The 15,736-nt window shown below is 62.2% G+C and carries 15 protein-coding genes and 1 riboswitch; of the genes, 13 read left to right on the top strand and 2 right to left on the bottom strand.

Features of this window, described 5'->3' with window-relative positions:
* The first annotated feature begins 24 nt into the window (after positions 1-24).
* From BPHYT_RS18720 to metF, 4 genes are all read left to right on the top strand, one after another.
* Entirely contained in the window at positions 25-801 is a 777-nt protein-coding gene (locus BPHYT_RS18720) for a glycosyltransferase family 2 protein (protein ID WP_012434675.1), read from the top strand.
* 126 nt (positions 802-927) lie between these two features.
* A riboswitch (S-adenosyl-L-homocysteine riboswitch) is annotated at positions 928-1,061 on the top strand.
* Positions 1,062-1,093: 32 nt separating this feature from the next.
* On the top strand, positions 1,094-2,515 hold the full coding sequence (gene ahcY / locus BPHYT_RS18715) for an adenosylhomocysteinase (RefSeq protein ID WP_012434674.1): 1,422 nt from the start codon (positions 1,094-1,096) through the stop codon (positions 2,513-2,515).
* Positions 2,516-2,644: 129 nt separating this feature from the next.
* On the top strand, positions 2,645-2,998 hold the full coding sequence (locus BPHYT_RS18710) for a phage holin family protein (protein WP_012434673.1): 354 nt from the start codon (positions 2,645-2,647) through the stop codon (positions 2,996-2,998).
* A gap of 11 nt (positions 2,999-3,009) precedes the next feature.
* Positions 3,010-3,840: a methylenetetrahydrofolate reductase [NAD(P)H] gene (metF, locus tag BPHYT_RS18705; RefSeq protein ID WP_012434672.1), complete on the top strand. Its 831-nt coding sequence runs from the start codon at positions 3,010-3,012 to the stop codon at positions 3,838-3,840.
* Between the two features lie 7 nt (positions 3,841-3,847).
* On the opposite strand, the gene BPHYT_RS18700 is transcribed toward metF, so the two are convergent.
* The gene (locus BPHYT_RS18700) at positions 3,848-4,105 is read right to left on the bottom strand and encodes a hypothetical protein (protein ID WP_041758627.1); all 258 of its coding nucleotides are present in this window, start codon (positions 4,103-4,105) and stop codon (positions 3,848-3,850) included.
* Between the two features lie 35 nt (positions 4,106-4,140).
* Between BPHYT_RS18700 and BPHYT_RS18695 the strand changes: the two genes are divergently transcribed.
* The 9 genes from BPHYT_RS18695 (at position 4,141) to BPHYT_RS18655 (ending at position 13,680) form a co-directional block, all read left to right on the top strand.
* Entirely contained in the window at positions 4,141-5,784 is a 1,644-nt protein-coding gene (locus BPHYT_RS18695) for an ABC transporter substrate-binding protein (protein ID WP_012434671.1), read from the top strand.
* Positions 5,785-6,025: 241 nt separating this feature from the next.
* Positions 6,026-7,654, top strand: a complete 1,629-nt coding sequence (locus BPHYT_RS18690) for an ABC transporter substrate-binding protein (RefSeq protein WP_012434670.1) — start codon at positions 6,026-6,028, stop codon at positions 7,652-7,654.
* 138 nt (positions 7,655-7,792) lie between these two features.
* Positions 7,793-8,803, top strand: a complete 1,011-nt coding sequence (locus tag BPHYT_RS18685) for an ABC transporter permease subunit (protein WP_012434669.1) — start codon at positions 7,793-7,795, stop codon at positions 8,801-8,803.
* A 6-nt stretch (positions 8,804-8,809) separates the two neighbouring features.
* Complete coding sequence (locus BPHYT_RS18680) at positions 8,810-9,727, top strand: ABC transporter permease subunit (protein WP_012434668.1); 918 nt, start codon at positions 8,810-8,812, stop codon at positions 9,725-9,727.
* Positions 9,728-10,732: an ABC transporter ATP-binding protein gene (locus tag BPHYT_RS18675; RefSeq protein WP_012434667.1), complete on the top strand. Its 1,005-nt coding sequence runs from the start codon at positions 9,728-9,730 to the stop codon at positions 10,730-10,732.
* Entirely contained in the window at positions 10,729-11,748 is a 1,020-nt protein-coding gene (locus BPHYT_RS18670; protein ID WP_012434666.1) for a peptide ABC transporter ATP-binding protein, read from the top strand. Before BPHYT_RS18675 ends, BPHYT_RS18670 begins: the two co-directional genes overlap by 4 nt.
* The gene (locus BPHYT_RS18665) at positions 11,741-12,904 is read left to right on the top strand and encodes a TraB/GumN family protein (protein WP_012434665.1); all 1,164 of its coding nucleotides are present in this window, start codon (positions 11,741-11,743) and stop codon (positions 12,902-12,904) included. The genes BPHYT_RS18670 and BPHYT_RS18665 overlap by 8 nt, the downstream gene beginning before the upstream one ends.
* 200 nt (positions 12,905-13,104) lie before the next feature.
* On the top strand, positions 13,105-13,383 hold the full coding sequence (locus BPHYT_RS18660) for a BrnT family toxin (protein WP_012434664.1): 279 nt from the start codon (positions 13,105-13,107) through the stop codon (positions 13,381-13,383).
* Between the two features lie 21 nt (positions 13,384-13,404).
* The gene (locus BPHYT_RS18655; protein ID WP_238535601.1) at positions 13,405-13,680 is read left to right on the top strand and encodes a BrnA antitoxin family protein; all 276 of its coding nucleotides are present in this window, start codon (positions 13,405-13,407) and stop codon (positions 13,678-13,680) included.
* Between the two features lie 71 nt (positions 13,681-13,751).
* Here the strand turns inward: BPHYT_RS18655 and BPHYT_RS18650 are convergent, their stop codons facing one another.
* The gene (locus BPHYT_RS18650; protein ID WP_012434662.1) at positions 13,752-15,560 is read right to left on the bottom strand and encodes a tetratricopeptide repeat protein; all 1,809 of its coding nucleotides are present in this window, start codon (positions 15,558-15,560) and stop codon (positions 13,752-13,754) included.
* Between the last annotated feature and the right edge of the window lie 176 nt (positions 15,561-15,736).

The following is a 15,736-nucleotide window of genomic DNA, read 5'->3' as shown; positions in this document are numbered from 1 at the left end:
AGCCGTCCATTACGCTCGGTCATCATGACACCCATTTCCATCATCATTCCCTGCTACAACGGCGCGGCGACGCTCGCGCGCGCTCTGCAAAGTTGCCGGATCCAGCCTGAAGCCACGCAGATCGTCGTGGTGGACGACGGCTCGATCGATGCCTCCGCGGACATCGTGGCCGAATGCGGCCGCCTCGACGCGCGCGTGGGTCTGCTGCGGATGCCGTACAACGGCGGCGCGGCGCGAGCGCGCAACTGGGGCGCGATGCATGCGTCGCACGACCTGATCGCCTTCCTCGACGCCGACGACGAATATCTGCCCGGCGCCCTCGCCGCCGCGAGCGCATTCCTCGCGCGAAACCCGAAGGAAGTGTCCGTGCGGCTCGACGTCGAGTACGCGGATTTTCCGCGCGAGCTCACGGCTCACCCTGACTTCGCCACGCATGCTGCAACGCTCAGCAATACGGTGCCCAGCGGCCTGTTCATTCGCCGGGCGGCTTATCTCGCGCTCGGCGGCTTTCCGATGGACGACGCGTTTCGCCGTATCGGCGGCGAAGACGGCGCGTTTTCGTGGGCGCTGCGCGATATCTTCGGCAACCCGCGGCTCAGTGATGCGAAGCGCGTGCGCATGCATTACCACACGGGCATTCACGCCGAACGCTACTTCCGCGTTGCACTCGGACTGCAGATTCCGGATCCCGCCGATGTCGCCGAAGCGTTCCGCGTGTCGAGGCAGTTTCTCGACACCGCGCGCACCGGCATCGCACAATTGCGCGCGGCGAATTTGACGGCCGAGGCCACCGCGTCCTAGGCCGTGCGACGCCTGCAAGGCGTCCATCACAGCGGCTGCGCGAAGGCACGAAGCGCAAGAAATCCGCATCGCCTGAAAACCCGATCCGTGCCCCGAAGCCATCTCGTTTTGCTACAATCGCCGTTCGTCTTCGAGGAGCGTTGCGACGGGTACCGCGAATCAGCTATTCGCCGGCCGCCCGCCAGGCTCGGAGACTTCAATCGGAGGGCTGGATGCGCGTAGCGCTTCCTGTCCACCGCATCGAACCGCGCTCACGTCAAATTTCTAGTCACTACTTAGAAAGGAGGGCGTGATGAACGCCGCTGTTATCGATTCCAAAAATTCCCAGGACTTCGTTGTTGCCGACATGTCGCTTGCCGACTGGGGCCGCAAGGAACTCAACATTGCCGAGACGGAAATGCCCGGTCTCGTGCAGACGCGCGAAGAGTACAAGGCGCAGCAACCGCTGAAAGGCGCGCGCATTGCAGGTTCGCTGCACATGACCATCCAGACCGGCGTGCTGATCGAAACGCTGACCGCGCTCGGCGCGGACGTGCGCTGGGCGTCGTGCAACATCTTCTCGACGCAGGATCACGCCGCCGCGGCGATCGCCAAGGCCGGCACGCCGGTGTTCGCATTCAAGGGCGAATCGCTCGACGAGTACTGGGAATTCTCGCACCGCATTTTCGAATGGCCGAACGGCGAATTCGCCAACATGATCCTCGACGATGGCGGCGATGCCACGTTGCTGCTGATCCTCGGTTCGAAGGCGGAAAAAGACCGCTCGGTGATCTCGAAGCCGACGAATGAAGAAGAAGTCGCGCTGTACAAGTCGATCGCCTCGCACCTCGACGCGGACCCGACATGGTACTCCACGCGCCTCGCGCACATCCAGGGCGTGACGGAAGAAACCACGACCGGCGTGCACCGTCTGTATCAGATGGAAAAAGAAGGCCGTCTGCCGTTCCCGGCGATCAACGTCAACGACTCGGTCACCAAGTCGAAGTTCGACAATCTGTATGGCTGCCGTGAGTCGCTGGTCGACGGCATCAAGCGCGCGACCGACGTGATGATCGCGGGCAAGATCGCCGTGGTCGCCGGTTACGGCGACGTGGGCAAGGGCTGCGCGCAATCGCTGCGCGGTCTGGGCGCGACCGTGTGGGTCACCGAAATCGATCCGATCTGCGCACTGCAGGCGGCGATGGAAGGCTATCGTGTCGTGACCATGGAATACGCGGCGGACAAGGCCGACATCTTCGTGACGGCAACCGGCAACTACCACGTGATCGGCCACGACCACATGAAGGCGATGCGTCACAACGCGATCGTCTGCAACATCGGGCACTTCGATTCGGAAATCGACGTTGCGTCGACCCGCCAGTACCAGTGGGACAACATCAAGCCGCAAGTCGACCACATCATTTTCCCGGACGGCAAGCGCGTGATCCTGCTGGCTGAAGGCCGCCTCGTGAACCTGGGTTGCGCGACGGGCCACCCGTCGTTCGTGATGTCGAACTCGTTCACGAACCAGACGCTCGCGCAGATCGAACTGTTCACGCAAGGCGAGAAGTACGAGAACAAGGTGTACGTGCTGCCGAAGCATCTGGACGAGAAAGTCGCACGCCTGCATCTGGCGCGCATCGGCGCGAACCTGACCGTGCTGTCGGACGATCAGGCCGGCTACATCGGCGTCGACAAGAATGGTCCGTTCAAGCCGAACCACTACCGCTATTAAGCGCGTCGCGGCGGTTTGACCGCATGACAGTTTGACGACAGGGCGGCGCATGATGCGCCGCTTTGTCCGCCATGCCCGCCGCTTTACGCGCTTTTCCCGTTATCGGACATCCTGCCGAAGGAGCTCTACATGACCTTGCTGCTGACCTGGCTGATCAATGCGCTTGCGCTCCTGATCATCACCTACCTCGTTCCGTCGATTCATATCCGCAGTTTCGGCACCGCATTGATCGTCGCGGTGGTGCTCGGGTTGATCAACACGGTCCTGCGGCCGGTGCTGATCCTGCTGACGCTGCCCGTCACGATCCTCACGCTCGGACTCTTCATTCTGGTGGTCAATGCGCTGTGCTTCTGGCTGTGCGCGTCGCTGCTGAAGGGCTTCGAAGTGTCGGGTTTCTGGTCGGCGTTCATCGGCTCGATTCTGTACAGCATCGTTTCCTGGCTGCTGTCCGCGCTTATTTTCGGCAACCGCAGTCTCGGTTGACACACTGAATCATGAACCCGATCGAACTATCATTCGAATTCTTCCCGCCGAAAACGCAGGAAGGCGTCGACAAGCTGCGCGCCACGCGCGCACAACTTGTCACGCTCAAGCCCAAGTTCATGTCCGTCACGTTCGGCGCCGGCGGCTCGACGCAACAGGGCACGCTCGATACCGTCGTCGAAATGGCGAAGGAAGGGCTCGAGGCGGCGCCGCACGTGTCGTGCATCGGCTCGTCGAAAGAGAGCCTGCGCGCGATTCTCACCGAATACCGCGCGCATGGCATCCGCCATATCGTCGCGCTGCGCGGCGATCTGCCGTCCGGCATGGGCGAGGTCGGCGAGTTGCGTTACGCGTCGGAACTGGTGAGCTTTATCCGCGCCGAATTCGGCGACTGGTTCTGGATCGAGGTGGCCGGCTATCCGGAATACCATCCGCAGTCGCGCTCGCCGCGTCACGATCTGGACAACTTCGCCCGCAAGGTGAAGGCCGGCGCCAATTCGGCGATTACGCAGTACTTCTTCAACGCGGACGCGTACTTCCGTTTCGTCGACGACGCACGGAAACTCGGCGTCGATGTGCCGATCGTGCCGGGCATCATGCCGATCACGAACTTCTCGCAACTGATGCGTTTCTCGGAGATGTGCGGCGCTGAAGTGCCACGCTGGATCGCTCGGCGGCTGGAAAGCTTCGGCGACGACCGTGAGTCGATTCGCGCGTTCGGGCTGGATGTGGTGACGGACCTGTGCGGGCGTCTGATCGACGTCAAAGTGCCGGGCCTGCACTTCTACACGCTGAACGGTGCGGCGGCGACGAAAGCGATCTGCGAACGGCTGGCCGTTTAAGCTCGCATCACGTCGTGGAGACGAAAAACCGCGCGGCGCGTTTGGCCGCGCGGTTTTTTTTCGCGCGACGAATGGCGCGGCGGCGGGCGGCGCGAGCCTCATAGGGGTGCCGGCCGAGCGCCACGCGAACGAAGCCAAAACCGCGGATTCCGTGCTTGCGCGACCGCAGCAGCGGCTGCTGCAACGCAATAAACACGCCCGCGCGAATGCAACTTGCGGCGCGTAAGCCCTCATTGAACCCGATTTTTGTGCTGTCTATGATCAAAGCGCAGCTGACGTGGCTGCTGTGCGGAGAACGTGATGACGGTACCCAAGTTGCTGTTTGCAGTTCGCCAAACCTGCCTTCCAGTGCTGAGCGCCTGTACGGTTCTGAGCGCCGCGCTGCTGCCCGCCGTCGCCGACGCGGCCAAGTTGCCCGACAAGACGCTCGTGTTCTGCTCCGAGGGCAGTCCGGCGGGCTTCGACAGTGCGCAATACACCACCAGCGTCGAGTTCAGCGCGGCGTCGTACACGGTCTACAACCGGCTGATCGAGTTCGCGCACGGCAGCACGGATATCGAACCGGGCCTCGCCGAAAAATGGGATGTATCGCCTGACGGGCTCACCTATACGTTTCATTTGCGCCACGGCGTGAAGTTCCAGACCACGTCGTTCTTCAAGCCGACGCGCGAATTCAACGCCGACGACGTCGTCTTCACCTATCAGCGCATGCTCGATCCCGAGCAGCCGTTCCGCAAAGCGTACTCGGTGCCGTTCCCGTATTTCACCGATCTCGGCCTCGCCAAGAACATCGCGAAGGTCGAAGCGGTCGATCCGTACACCGTGAAATTCACGCTGAAAGAAGTCGATGCGCCGTTTTTACAGCAGATCGCCATGCCGTTCGCGTCGATTATCTCGGCTGAGTACGGCGATCAGTTATTGAAAGCGGGTAAGGCGTCGGATATCAATCAATATCCGGTCGGCACGGGTCCGTTTATTTTCCGAAGCTATACGAAAGACGACACGATTCGCTTCGACGGTAATCCGGATTACTGGAAGCCGGGTGTCGTCAAAGTCGGCAAACTGATATTTGCGATTACCGTCGATCCGGCCGTGCGTCTGCAGAAACTGAAGCGCGGCGAATGCCAGGTCATGTCGTATCCGCGTCCCGCTGATATTCCGCAAGCCAAAGCCGACGCGTCGCTCGTCGTCCCCAATCAGGTCGGTTTCAATCTCGGCTTTATTGCCTACAACACTACCAAGAAGCCGCTCGACAACGTGCTGGTGCGCCGCGCGCTCGATATGTCGATCAATAAGAAAGCGATTATCGAGTCGGTGTATCAGGGTGCCGGACAAGCGGCGACCAACCCCATGCCGCCGACCCAGTGGGGCTATGACAAGAATCTGAAGGATGCTCCATACGACACGGAAAAAGCCAAGGCACTGTTGAAACAGGCAGGTTATCCGGACGGCTTCGATTTGACGCTCTGGGCGATGCCGGTTCAACGGCCCTATAACCCGAATGCGCGGCTGATGGCGGAAATGCTGCAATCCGATTGGGCGAAGATCGGCGTGAAGGTGAAGATCACCACTTACGAGTGGGGTGAATATATTCGCCGCGGCCATGCTGGCGAGCATGAAGCCATGCTGATCGGCTGGACGGGCGATTACGGCGATCCGGATAACTGGCTCGGCGTGCTGCTCGGGTGCGACGCGGTGAACGGCAGTAACTTTTCCAAATGGTGCTACAAACCGTATGACGACCTGATCAAAAAGGGGCGCGGCACGACGGATCTGGCGGAGCGCACCAAGGCTTACACCGAAGCTCAGGAAATTTTCAAGGATCAAGTCCCGTTCACGCCGATCGCTCACTCGACGGTCTATCAGCCGATCAGCAAAGATGTTACCGGCTTCAAGGTAGACCCGTTCGGCCCGACGCAATTCATGAACGTGGGCCTGAAGTAAGGACGGCGGGCCGTTTTTTGCTGAGACAGCCCTCTAGAGCCGCATGCCCGGCCAGCGCCGGCGTGCGGCCGCCCTGACGCCCGAAGGGTTTCCGATCGTCCGCGCTGCGTGGGATCGGAGTAACCGCTGAAGCGCTAACTCCGATCGCAACACCAGGAATTTCCTCCGCTTGGTGCTGTGAGCCAAGCTCAAGTAATATCGCGCTACGCTGGCGGGAGCCGGCCACGAACCTGGAGGAAACATGAAGCAAAACAATCTGTTGCGCGCCGCGCGTGTTACGACGCTCGTCGCAGCTGCAGCGGCATCGATGGTGGGCGCAAGTGTCGCGCGCGCCGAGATTCCGAATAAAACCCTGGTCTACTGCTCAGAAGGCAGCCCTGCGGGTTTTGATCCTGCCCAATACACCACGGGCACCGATTTCACGGCCAATACGTTCACCGTCTACAACCGTCTCGTCGAATTCGAACGCGGCGGCACCAAGGTCGAACCGGGCCTTGCGGAAAAGTGGGATGTGTCCGCGGACGGCAAGACGTACACGTTCCATCTGCGTCATGGCGTGAAGTTCCAGACCACCTCGTTCTTCAAGCCGACGCGCGAATTCAACGCGGACGACGTCGTGTTCACGTTCCAGCGCATGCTGGACCCGAACTCGGCCTTTCATAAGGCTTACCCGGTCCAGTTCCCGTACTTCACGGACATGGGCCTCGACAAGCTGATCACCGGCGTCGAAAAGGTCGATCCGTACACGGTCAAGTTCACGCTGAAGGAAGTCAACGCGCCGTTCATCCAGAATCTGGCAATGGAATACGCGTCGATCCTGTCGAGCGAATACGGCGACCAGTTGATGAAAGCCGGCAAGGCCGCCGACATCAACCAGTTCCCGGTCGGCACGGGCCCGTTCATTTTCAAGAGCTACACGAAAGATGCAACGATCCGCTTCGACGGCAATCCGGATTACTGGAAGCCGAACACGGTGAAGATCTCGAAGCTGATCTTCTCGATCACGCCGGACGCCGGCGTGCGCGTGCAGAAGATCAAGCGCGACGAATGCCAGGTGATGAGCTATCCGCGTCCGGCCGATATCGCGCCGCTGAAGGCTGAAGCGAACATCGCAATGCCGTCGCAACCGGGCTTCAACCTCGGCTACCTCGCGTACAACGTGTCGCACAAGCCGGTCGACAAGGTCGAAGTGCGTCAGGCGCTCGACATGGCGATCAACAAGAAGGCGATCATCGACTCCGTGTACCAGGGCGCAGGCCAGGCCGCCACGAATCCGATGCCGCCGACCCAATGGTCGTACGACAAGAACCTGAAGGGCGCGGCCTACGATACGGACAAGGCCAAGGCGCTGCTGGCCAAGGCTGGCTATCCGAACGGCTTTGACATCACGCTGTGGGCGATGCCGGTGCAACGCGCCTACAACCCGAACGCCCGCCTGATGGCGGAAATGATCCAGGCCGATTGGGCCAAGATCGGCGTGAAGGCGAAGATCGTCACGTATGAGTGGGGCGAGTACATCAAGCGCGCTCACGCAGGTGAGGACGACACGATGCTGATCGGCTGGACCGGCGACAACGGCGATCCGGACAATTGGCTCGGCACGCTGCTCGGCTGCGAAGCGGTGAACGGCAACAACTTCTCGAAGTGGTGCTACAAGCCGTTCGACGACCTGATCCAGAAGGGCCGCGTCACGTCCGATCAGGGCGCGCGCACGACGGCTTACATGCAGGCGCAGCAGATCTTCGCGCAGCAACTGCCGTTCTCGCCGATCGCTCACTCCACGGTCTACCAGCCTGTCAGCAAGAAGGTGGTGGATATGCGTATCGAACCGCTCGGCTATGCGCGTTTCGACGGCGTCAGCATCAAGTAATTCGTCGAGCTAGTCGTAAAATTCGCGCAGTACGCTTTTCGCACGGTTAGAAAACTGGTCGAAATGGTCCGGCGACCGGGGTCACGAGCCCTCGTCGCCGGTTGCGTTTTTTCTTCACCAAGACCATAGGGACGAACCATGTTCCGCTTTGTTTTGCGCCGCATCGGCATGGTGATTCCGACTTTCATCGGCATCACGATCCTCGCGTTTGCGCTGATTCACCTGATACCGGGCGACCCCATCGAAGTGATGATGGGCGAGCGCGGCGTCGATCCCGCCATGCACGCCGCGGCAATGCACCGGCTCGGGCTCGACGAATCCCTGCCCATGCAGTACGTCCACTACATTGGGCGTGCGTTGCACGGCGACCTCGGCACCTCGATCATCACCAACACCAGCGTGATGGGCGAATTCCTCGCACGCTTTCCCGCCACCGTCGAACTGTCGATCTGCGCGATGCTGTTCGCACTGATCGTCGGCTTGCCTGCGGGCGTGTTCGCGGCCTTGCGGCGCGGCACGGTGGTCGACCACGGCGTGATGGGCACGGCCCTGACCGGCTACTCGATGCCGATCTTCTGGTGGGGCTTGATCCTCATCATGGTGTTCTCCGTGAAGCTCGGCTGGACGCCGGTGTCCGGCCGCATCGCGGTCGAATACGACATTCCGCACGTGACCGGCTTCATGCTGATCGACGCAATGATGTCCACCGACGAAGGCGCGTTCAAATCCGCGCTCAGTCACCTGATCCTGCCGGCTATCGTGCTCGGCACGATTCCGCTGGCGGTGATCGCGCGCATGACGCGTTCGTCGATGCTCGAAGTGCTGCGTGAGGACTACATTCGCACCGCGCGCGCGAAGGGCTTGTCGCCGGGGCGCGTGATCGTCGTGCATGCGTTGCGCAATGCGCTGATTCCGGTGGTGACGGTGATCGGTCTGCAGGTGGGCACGCTGCTCGCGGGCGCGGTGCTGACCGAGACGCTGTTTTCGTGGCCGGGTATCGGCAAGTGGCTGATCGACGCGATCGGCCGGCGCGACTACCCGGTGGTGCAGGGCGGTATTCTGATGATCGCCACGCTGGTGATCGTCGTGAACCTCGTCGTCGATTTGTTGTACGGCGTGCTGAACCCGCGCATCCGCCATACGAGGTAAACCGAAATGGCAGACATTCAAAACGCAGTCCCCCAGTCGGTCACTCCCCCGAGTGGCCGCGCTATCGCCGCCCGTGAATTCTGGGCGAATTTCTCACGCAACCGTGGCGCGGTCAGCGCCGGCGTCATCGTGCTCGTGCTGATCTTCATCGCGATCTTCGCGCCGTTGATCGCGCCGCACAGTCCGATCGAACAGTACCGCGACTTCGTGAAGATTCCGCCCGCCTGGCTCGAGGGCGGCAACTGGAAGTTCATTCTCGGCACCGACGAAGCGGGCCGCGACATCCTCTCGCGTCTGATGTACGGCGCGCGGCTGTCGTTCTGGATCGGCTTCGTCTCGGTGGTGCTCGCGCTGATTCCGGGCGTCGTGCTCGGTCTGATCGCGGCTTTCTTCGAGAAGTGGGCGGACACGCCGATCATGCGCATCATGGACGTGCTGCTCGCGCTGCCGTCGCTGCTGCTCGCCGTCGCTGTCGTGGCGATCATCGGTCCGGGCCTCGTCAATACAATGCTCGCGATCGCGATCGTCGCGCTGCCGGGCTATGTGCGTTTGACGCGTGCATCGGCGCAGGGCGAGTTGCAGAAGGAGTACGTGACGGCTTCGCGCGTGGCGGGGGCCGGCACCATGCGCCTGATGTTCTCGCAAGTGCTGCCGAACTGCACCGCGCCGTTGATCGTGCAGGCCACCTTGGGCTTTTCGTCGGCGATTCTCGATGCCGCCGCACTCGGCTTTCTCGGCCTCGGCGTGCAACCGCCGTCGGCGGAGTGGGGCGCGATGCTGGCCTCGGCGCGCGATTACATCGACAGCGCCTGGTGGATCGTCACCATGCCGGGCTTGTCCATCCTGATCTCGGTGCTTGCCATCAATCTGCTCGGCGACGGGCTGCGCGACGCACTCGATCCCAAACTGAAAAGGATGGCCTAAATGTCTAGCTTATTGACCATCCGCAATCTGGCGGTGAACTTCAACGGCCTGCCCGCTGTCGACCGCATCAACCTCGATGTCGCGCCGGGCGAAGTGGTCGGCGTGGTCGGCGAATCGGGCTCGGGCAAGAGCGTGACGATGATGGCGCTGATGGGCCTGATCGACGCGCCCGGCAAAGTCACCGCCGACGAAATCACCTTCAACGGCAAGAACCTGCTGAAGGCATCGGCAAAAGAACGCCGCAAGATCATCGGCAAAGACATCGCCATGGTGTTTCAGGACGCGCTCACCAGTCTGAATCCGAGTTACACCGTCGGCTATCAGATCAAGGAAGTGCTGAAGCTGCACGAAGGCTTGCGCGGCAGCGCGTTGGACAAACGCGCGCTGGAACTGCTCGATCAGGTCGGCATTCCCGACCCGAAAGGGCGCATCGGTTCGTTTCCGCATCAGATGTCGGGCGGCATGAACCAGCGCGTGATGATCGCCATGGCGATTGCCTGCAACCCGAAGCTGCTGATCGCCGACGAACCGACCACCGCGCTCGACGTGACGATCCAGGCGCAGATCATGGAGTTGCTGATCAAGCTGCAGAAAGAACGCGGCATGGCGCTCGTGCTGATCTCGCACGATCTCGCGGTGGTGTCCGAAGTCGCGCAACGCGTCGCGGTCATGTACGCTGGCGAAGTGATCGAAACGAACAAAGTGCCGGACATCTTCGCCGCGCCGCATCATCCGTACACGGAAGCGTTGCTGGCGGCGATTCCCGAGCACAATGTCGGCGCCGTGCGGCTCGCCGCATTGCCGGGCATGGTGCCGGGCCGCGACGACCGTCCCAAAGGGTGTCTGTTCGCGCCGCGCTGCAAATACGTGGTCGACGACTGCCTGAAAGCGCGACCGGCACTCGCGCCGATGCAAGGTCACGCTGAAGTAGCGCGCGTGCGCTGCATCAAACCTTTGAACCTGGGCGGCGACGCCAACGTTCACACCCATGGAGGCGCACGATGAACGCAGTACTCGAAACGCGGCGCCAGTCCGACCATGCGGGCGACCACGTGCTGGTCGCGGAGCAATTGGCGCGCTACTACACGGTCAAGCGCGGCATGTTCGCGTCCGGCACGGTGAAGGCGCTCAACGGAGTCTCGTTCGCGCTCGAACGCGGCAAGACGCTGGCAGTGGTTGGCGAATCCGGCTGTGGCAAATCGACGCTCGCGCGTCAATTGACCATGATCGAAGCGCCCTCCGCGGGCCGTCTGCTGATCGACGGTGAAGACGTGGCCGGCGCCGATCACGCGAAGATCGCAGCGCTGCGCCGGCGCGTGCAGATGGTGTTCCAGAACCCGTTTGCCTCGCTCAATCCGCGCAAGACCGTCGAGCAGACGCTCGGCGAACCGCTCGCAATCAACACGCAACTGAGCGCGACCGAGCGCGCCGAACGGATCGCGCAGATGATGCGCACCGTCGGCCTGCGTCCGGAACATGCGAAGCGCTATCCGCATATGTTCTCCGGCGGTCAGCGGCAACGTGTGGCGATTGCGCGCGCGATGATTCTCGACCCGCAGATCGTGGTCGCCGACGAACCCGTATCGGCGCTCGACGTGTCGATCCAGGCGCAGATTCTGAATCTGTTCATGGATCTGCAGGAACAGTTCAAGACCAGCTACGTGTTCATCTCGCACAACCTCTCGGTGGTGGAGCATATCGCCGACGACGTGATGGTGATGTACTTCGGCGGCGTGGCGGAGCTCGGCGACAAGAAGCGGATTTTCTCGAACCCGCGTCATCCGTACACGCGCGCGCTGATGTCGGCCACGCCGTCGATCTTCGAGGCGGATCGCACGATCAAGATCAAGCTGCAAGGCGAAATGCCTTCGCCGCTGAATCCGCCGTCGGGTTGCACGTTTCATCAGCGCTGCCCGTACGTGATCGACCGCTGCCGCAGCGAAGAACCGAAGCTGCGTGAAGTGGATGGCCGCCAGGTGTCGTGTCACCGCGCCGAGGAGGTGGGGGACGTGGATGCCTGATGGGTTGGCGGCGCGTCGTCTTGCGCGCCGCTTGCGTGATGGCGGCCTGAACGCCGCTTCAACGCGGCGCTGGAAGGCGCGTGCACTGGCTGGTGCCGCGCTCTTCGGCGTTTGTTCTGTATTTCCTCTCGGCATAGGGCAGTCCGGCGTGGCGCATGCCGCCGGGGCCGCCGCCAACGCACCCGCGCAGGCGGGGCGTCCGGCGCTGCCGGTGCCTAACATGCCGGCCCCGCCACGCGTCGGCTTGCCGGGCTCCAACCCGCCTCCCGCTTCACCGCCTGCTTTGCCGGGCACCACGGCGAGCGGCCCGGTGCGCGCGCAGCCGGCGCGCATGCCGTTCTATGTCGCGACGCGCGGCGCGACCACCATCTACGTGCTGGGCACACTGCATGTCGGCGATCCCGCCGACTATCCCGCCGATCAGCCTTTTCGCGCCCCGATCCTCGGCGCGCTCGCCGCCTCGCCGACGCTGGCGCTCGAACTCTCGCCCGACGAACTGCTGGTTTCGCAAGACGACGTCTCGAAGTACGGCGTCTGCCGGCGCGACTGTCTGCCGGGACTGCTGCCCGATCCTTTGTGGCGCAAGCTGGCCCTCCGGCTGCACGGCAACCCGGCGGCACTCGACGCCATCAAGAAGATGCGGCCGTGGCTCGCTTCGTTGCTGGTCGAAACCTACGATTCGCTGAGTGCCGGTCTGCAGACCGAGTACGGGTCGGAAGCGCAACTGCAAAACGTGTATTTGCGCACACGCGGCAAGATCGTCGGTCTCGAAACCTTGTCGCAGCAGATGCGCGCATTCACGGGGCTGTCGCTCGCGCAGCAGCGCGAGATGCTGGCACAGGATCTGGTGCAGACGCCCGCGGAAAATGTCGCGGACGTGCGGACCTTGCATCGGCTGTGGCGCGTGGGCGACGCGGATGCGATCGCCGCCTGGCAGGCCGCGAAATCGGAAAAGCTGGCCCGTGACAAACACATCTCCGATTCGATCGACAACAAGATCGTCTATGACCGCAACCGGCGCTTCGTCTCGCGGATGCTGATGATCGCCGCACCGAACAAGCCGGTTTTCGTGGCGATCGGCGCGCTGCATCTGGGTGGCCGTAAGGGCGTGCTGCAGCTTTTGCGGCAGCATGGGTTCGTGGTCGAGGCGGGGTGAGTTTCATCGGAACCGAGCACGAAAAACATACGTAACGACTCAAACGTCCTAGACCGGCTCGGCCGATCGGCCATCCTAGGAACCGGTATCTGAAGCACCCAGTCCGACGTACACGTATGCCGCAAAAGCTCGTGGCACACGCAGCCATAGCGGCCCTTTGCATGCTATGATGTATGTACAAACGTCAATACAGGTGACGCGTGCTGTTTGAATGGGACGAAATCAAAAATCAGATCAACATCCGCAAACACGGCATCGATTTTCAGGATGCTATCGACGTGTTCAATCACCCGTTACTCACGGCGTTGGACCGGCGGGAAGACTACGGCGAAGACCGCTGGTTCGCGATGGGCTGGATCGCAAACATTGTGGGCATCGTGGTGTATGTCGAGCGGGTCGAAGACGTGGTGCGGATCATTTCGGCACGCAAGGCAACGCGGCACGAGGTCAGGCACTTCAAGCAGCGTGTCTGGCATTGACGGGCACTGTGGCAATCAGGCATGAGCAGAGGTGAAATGATGGTTAAGGCATCGGGAACAGACTGGAAGCGACTCGCCAAAACAGACGACGCGCAAATCGATACAACCGACGTGCCCGAACTGGGCGACGATTTTTTTCAACGCGCCGAGTTGCACGTTCCGCCGAAGCAGGCCGTGACAATGCGTCTGGATGCGGACGTGCTGAACTGGTTCAAGGAGCAGGGGCAGGGTTATCAGACGCGCATCAACAAACTGTTGCGCGCCTATATGCTGGCGCAGCAGCGGCGGCGTCCGTAAGGCCGCACTTCGTCGATGCCCCGTGTCAGCGGTGCCGCGCTCAGGCGGCGGTCCTCAGCGCAGTGTGGCAGTTAGATCCCGCCTTCGCGCAGTGCGCCGGTCACGTCCTCGACCACCGGCGCCCAATCTCCTAGCATCGGCTGCCGGAACAATCTCATTCCTGGATACCACGGTGAGTCGCTGCGTGCTTCGAGCCAGCGCCAGTCCGAATTGGCGGGCAACATCAACCACACCGGTTTGCCCAACGCTCCGGCCAGATGCGCGACGCCGGTGTCCACGGCGATCACCAGATCCAGGTTCATGATCAACGCGGCCGTGTCTTCGAAGCTGTTCAGCTCGGCTGTGAAATCGTGGGCACGGAAAGCGGGCGGCGCCTCGGCCAGTTGCGCATGCGCGGGGCCTTTCTGCAGCGCGTACCAGGCAATGTCTTCAATGTCGCTGAGCGCGTCTAGTTCGGCTAGTTGCATCGAGCGGTAGCGGTCGTTGCCGAATCCAGGACTGCCGGCCCAGACCAGTCCCACCTTGCGCTTCGACTTGTCGGTCGCGCCGAGACGTTTGCGCCATGCCTTGATCTTCGTTTTGTCGGCGAACAGGTAGGGCACTTCTGCGGGAATGTCGGCAAGACGATCCAAACCGATACACGAGGGCACGCTCATCATCGGCACCCAGAAATCGTATTGGCCGTCGGGTTTGCCGCTGAATGCGCGATGCACGCCCGCGATGCGTTCGACCAAAGGCAGCAGCGGCTCGCGCACGCACAGCTCGACCGTTGCACCGCGCTGGGCGAGTACGCCCGCAAAGCGCAGGAACTGGAAATGGTCACCGAAACCCTGCTCGCCGACCAGCAACAGACGGCGCCCCTCTAACGACTCGCCACGCCATTCAGCAACGCCCGGCACCGCGATCGCGTCATAGTCGCTCTTGCGCCAGCGCAGCGCGAATTCGGCCCAGCCCTGTCGATAGTCGCCGCGTTTGAGCAACAGCCACGCGAGATTCTGATGCGCGTCCGCGTAGTGCGGATCGAGTGCGAGCGCCTGGCGATAAAAGCCTTCCTCTTCGTCCAGCCGACCTTGCGCGCCGAGCGATCCGCCCAGACACACGAGGTGAGTCGGATTCGGTTTGAGCGCGACCGCGCGCCGGTAATGCGCTTCAGCGCCCGCGTAGTCGCCGAGCTTGCCGATCAGGCTACCCAGATTGATGTGCGCCTCGGTGTAATTCGCGCGCAGCGAAAGCGCTCGCTCGAAGCTGGCGATTGCCGCGCCGTGATCGCCTCGCGCTTTGTGCGCATTGCCCACATTGAAGTGCGCTTCCGCCGATGTCGGATCGAGCGACAAGGCCTCCCGATAGCACGCCAACGCGTCGTCGAAGTGCCCAAGTTTGCTGAGCGCCGTGCCGAGGTTCAGACGTGCGTCGAGCAGCATGGGGTTCGAGGCCAGCGCCAATCGATACTGCTCGATCGCTTCACTGAGATCGCCTTGCGCTTGCAGTGCGACGCCGAAGTTGTTGTGCGCATCGGCGAAATCAGGCTGGAGTTGCAGCGCCTGGTCATAGCAGATCATCGCTTCGTCCAGGTGGCCGAGTGCGGCGGCCACGAGTCCGCGGTTGCTCCAGCAGGCGGCATCGTGACGGTCGAGTTTGAGTGCGCGGCTCATCAGGCTCGCGGCCGTGTCGTGATCGCCGCGCTGGAATTGCAGCACGCCGAAGTAGTGCAGCGCTCCCGTATGAGCAGGATCGAGCACGAGGGTTTCGCGATAGAGGGATTCGGCGGCGTCGAGCCGGCCCGCTTGATGCGCTTCGAGCGCGGCGTCGATCAATGAGGCAAGGTAAGCGGCGTGCGACGGTTCGGTGCGCACGCGATCAGGCTGGGATCGGTGTTCCATGGAAACCTGCGGGAGAGCGTCGGCGGCGTGCGTTGCGCGCACCGGCGTGTGGATGGGAGAGCGTCCAGCATCGTAGGGTCGCCGCCCATTTCCCGACGATCGGACGCATCCTAATTCGGTCGCATCCGCGCGTTGCAGTGAGTCCATTTCACCGACGTATCGCAGAGCGATCCTGC

It is taken from the genome of Paraburkholderia phytofirmans PsJN (genome assembly GCF_000020125.1).
Classification (GTDB): Bacteria; Pseudomonadota; Gammaproteobacteria; order Burkholderiales; family Burkholderiaceae; genus Paraburkholderia; species Paraburkholderia phytofirmans.
The sequence above is the reverse complement of the archived record's forward strand: the minus strand, read 5'-3'. Positions and strand labels throughout refer to the sequence as shown.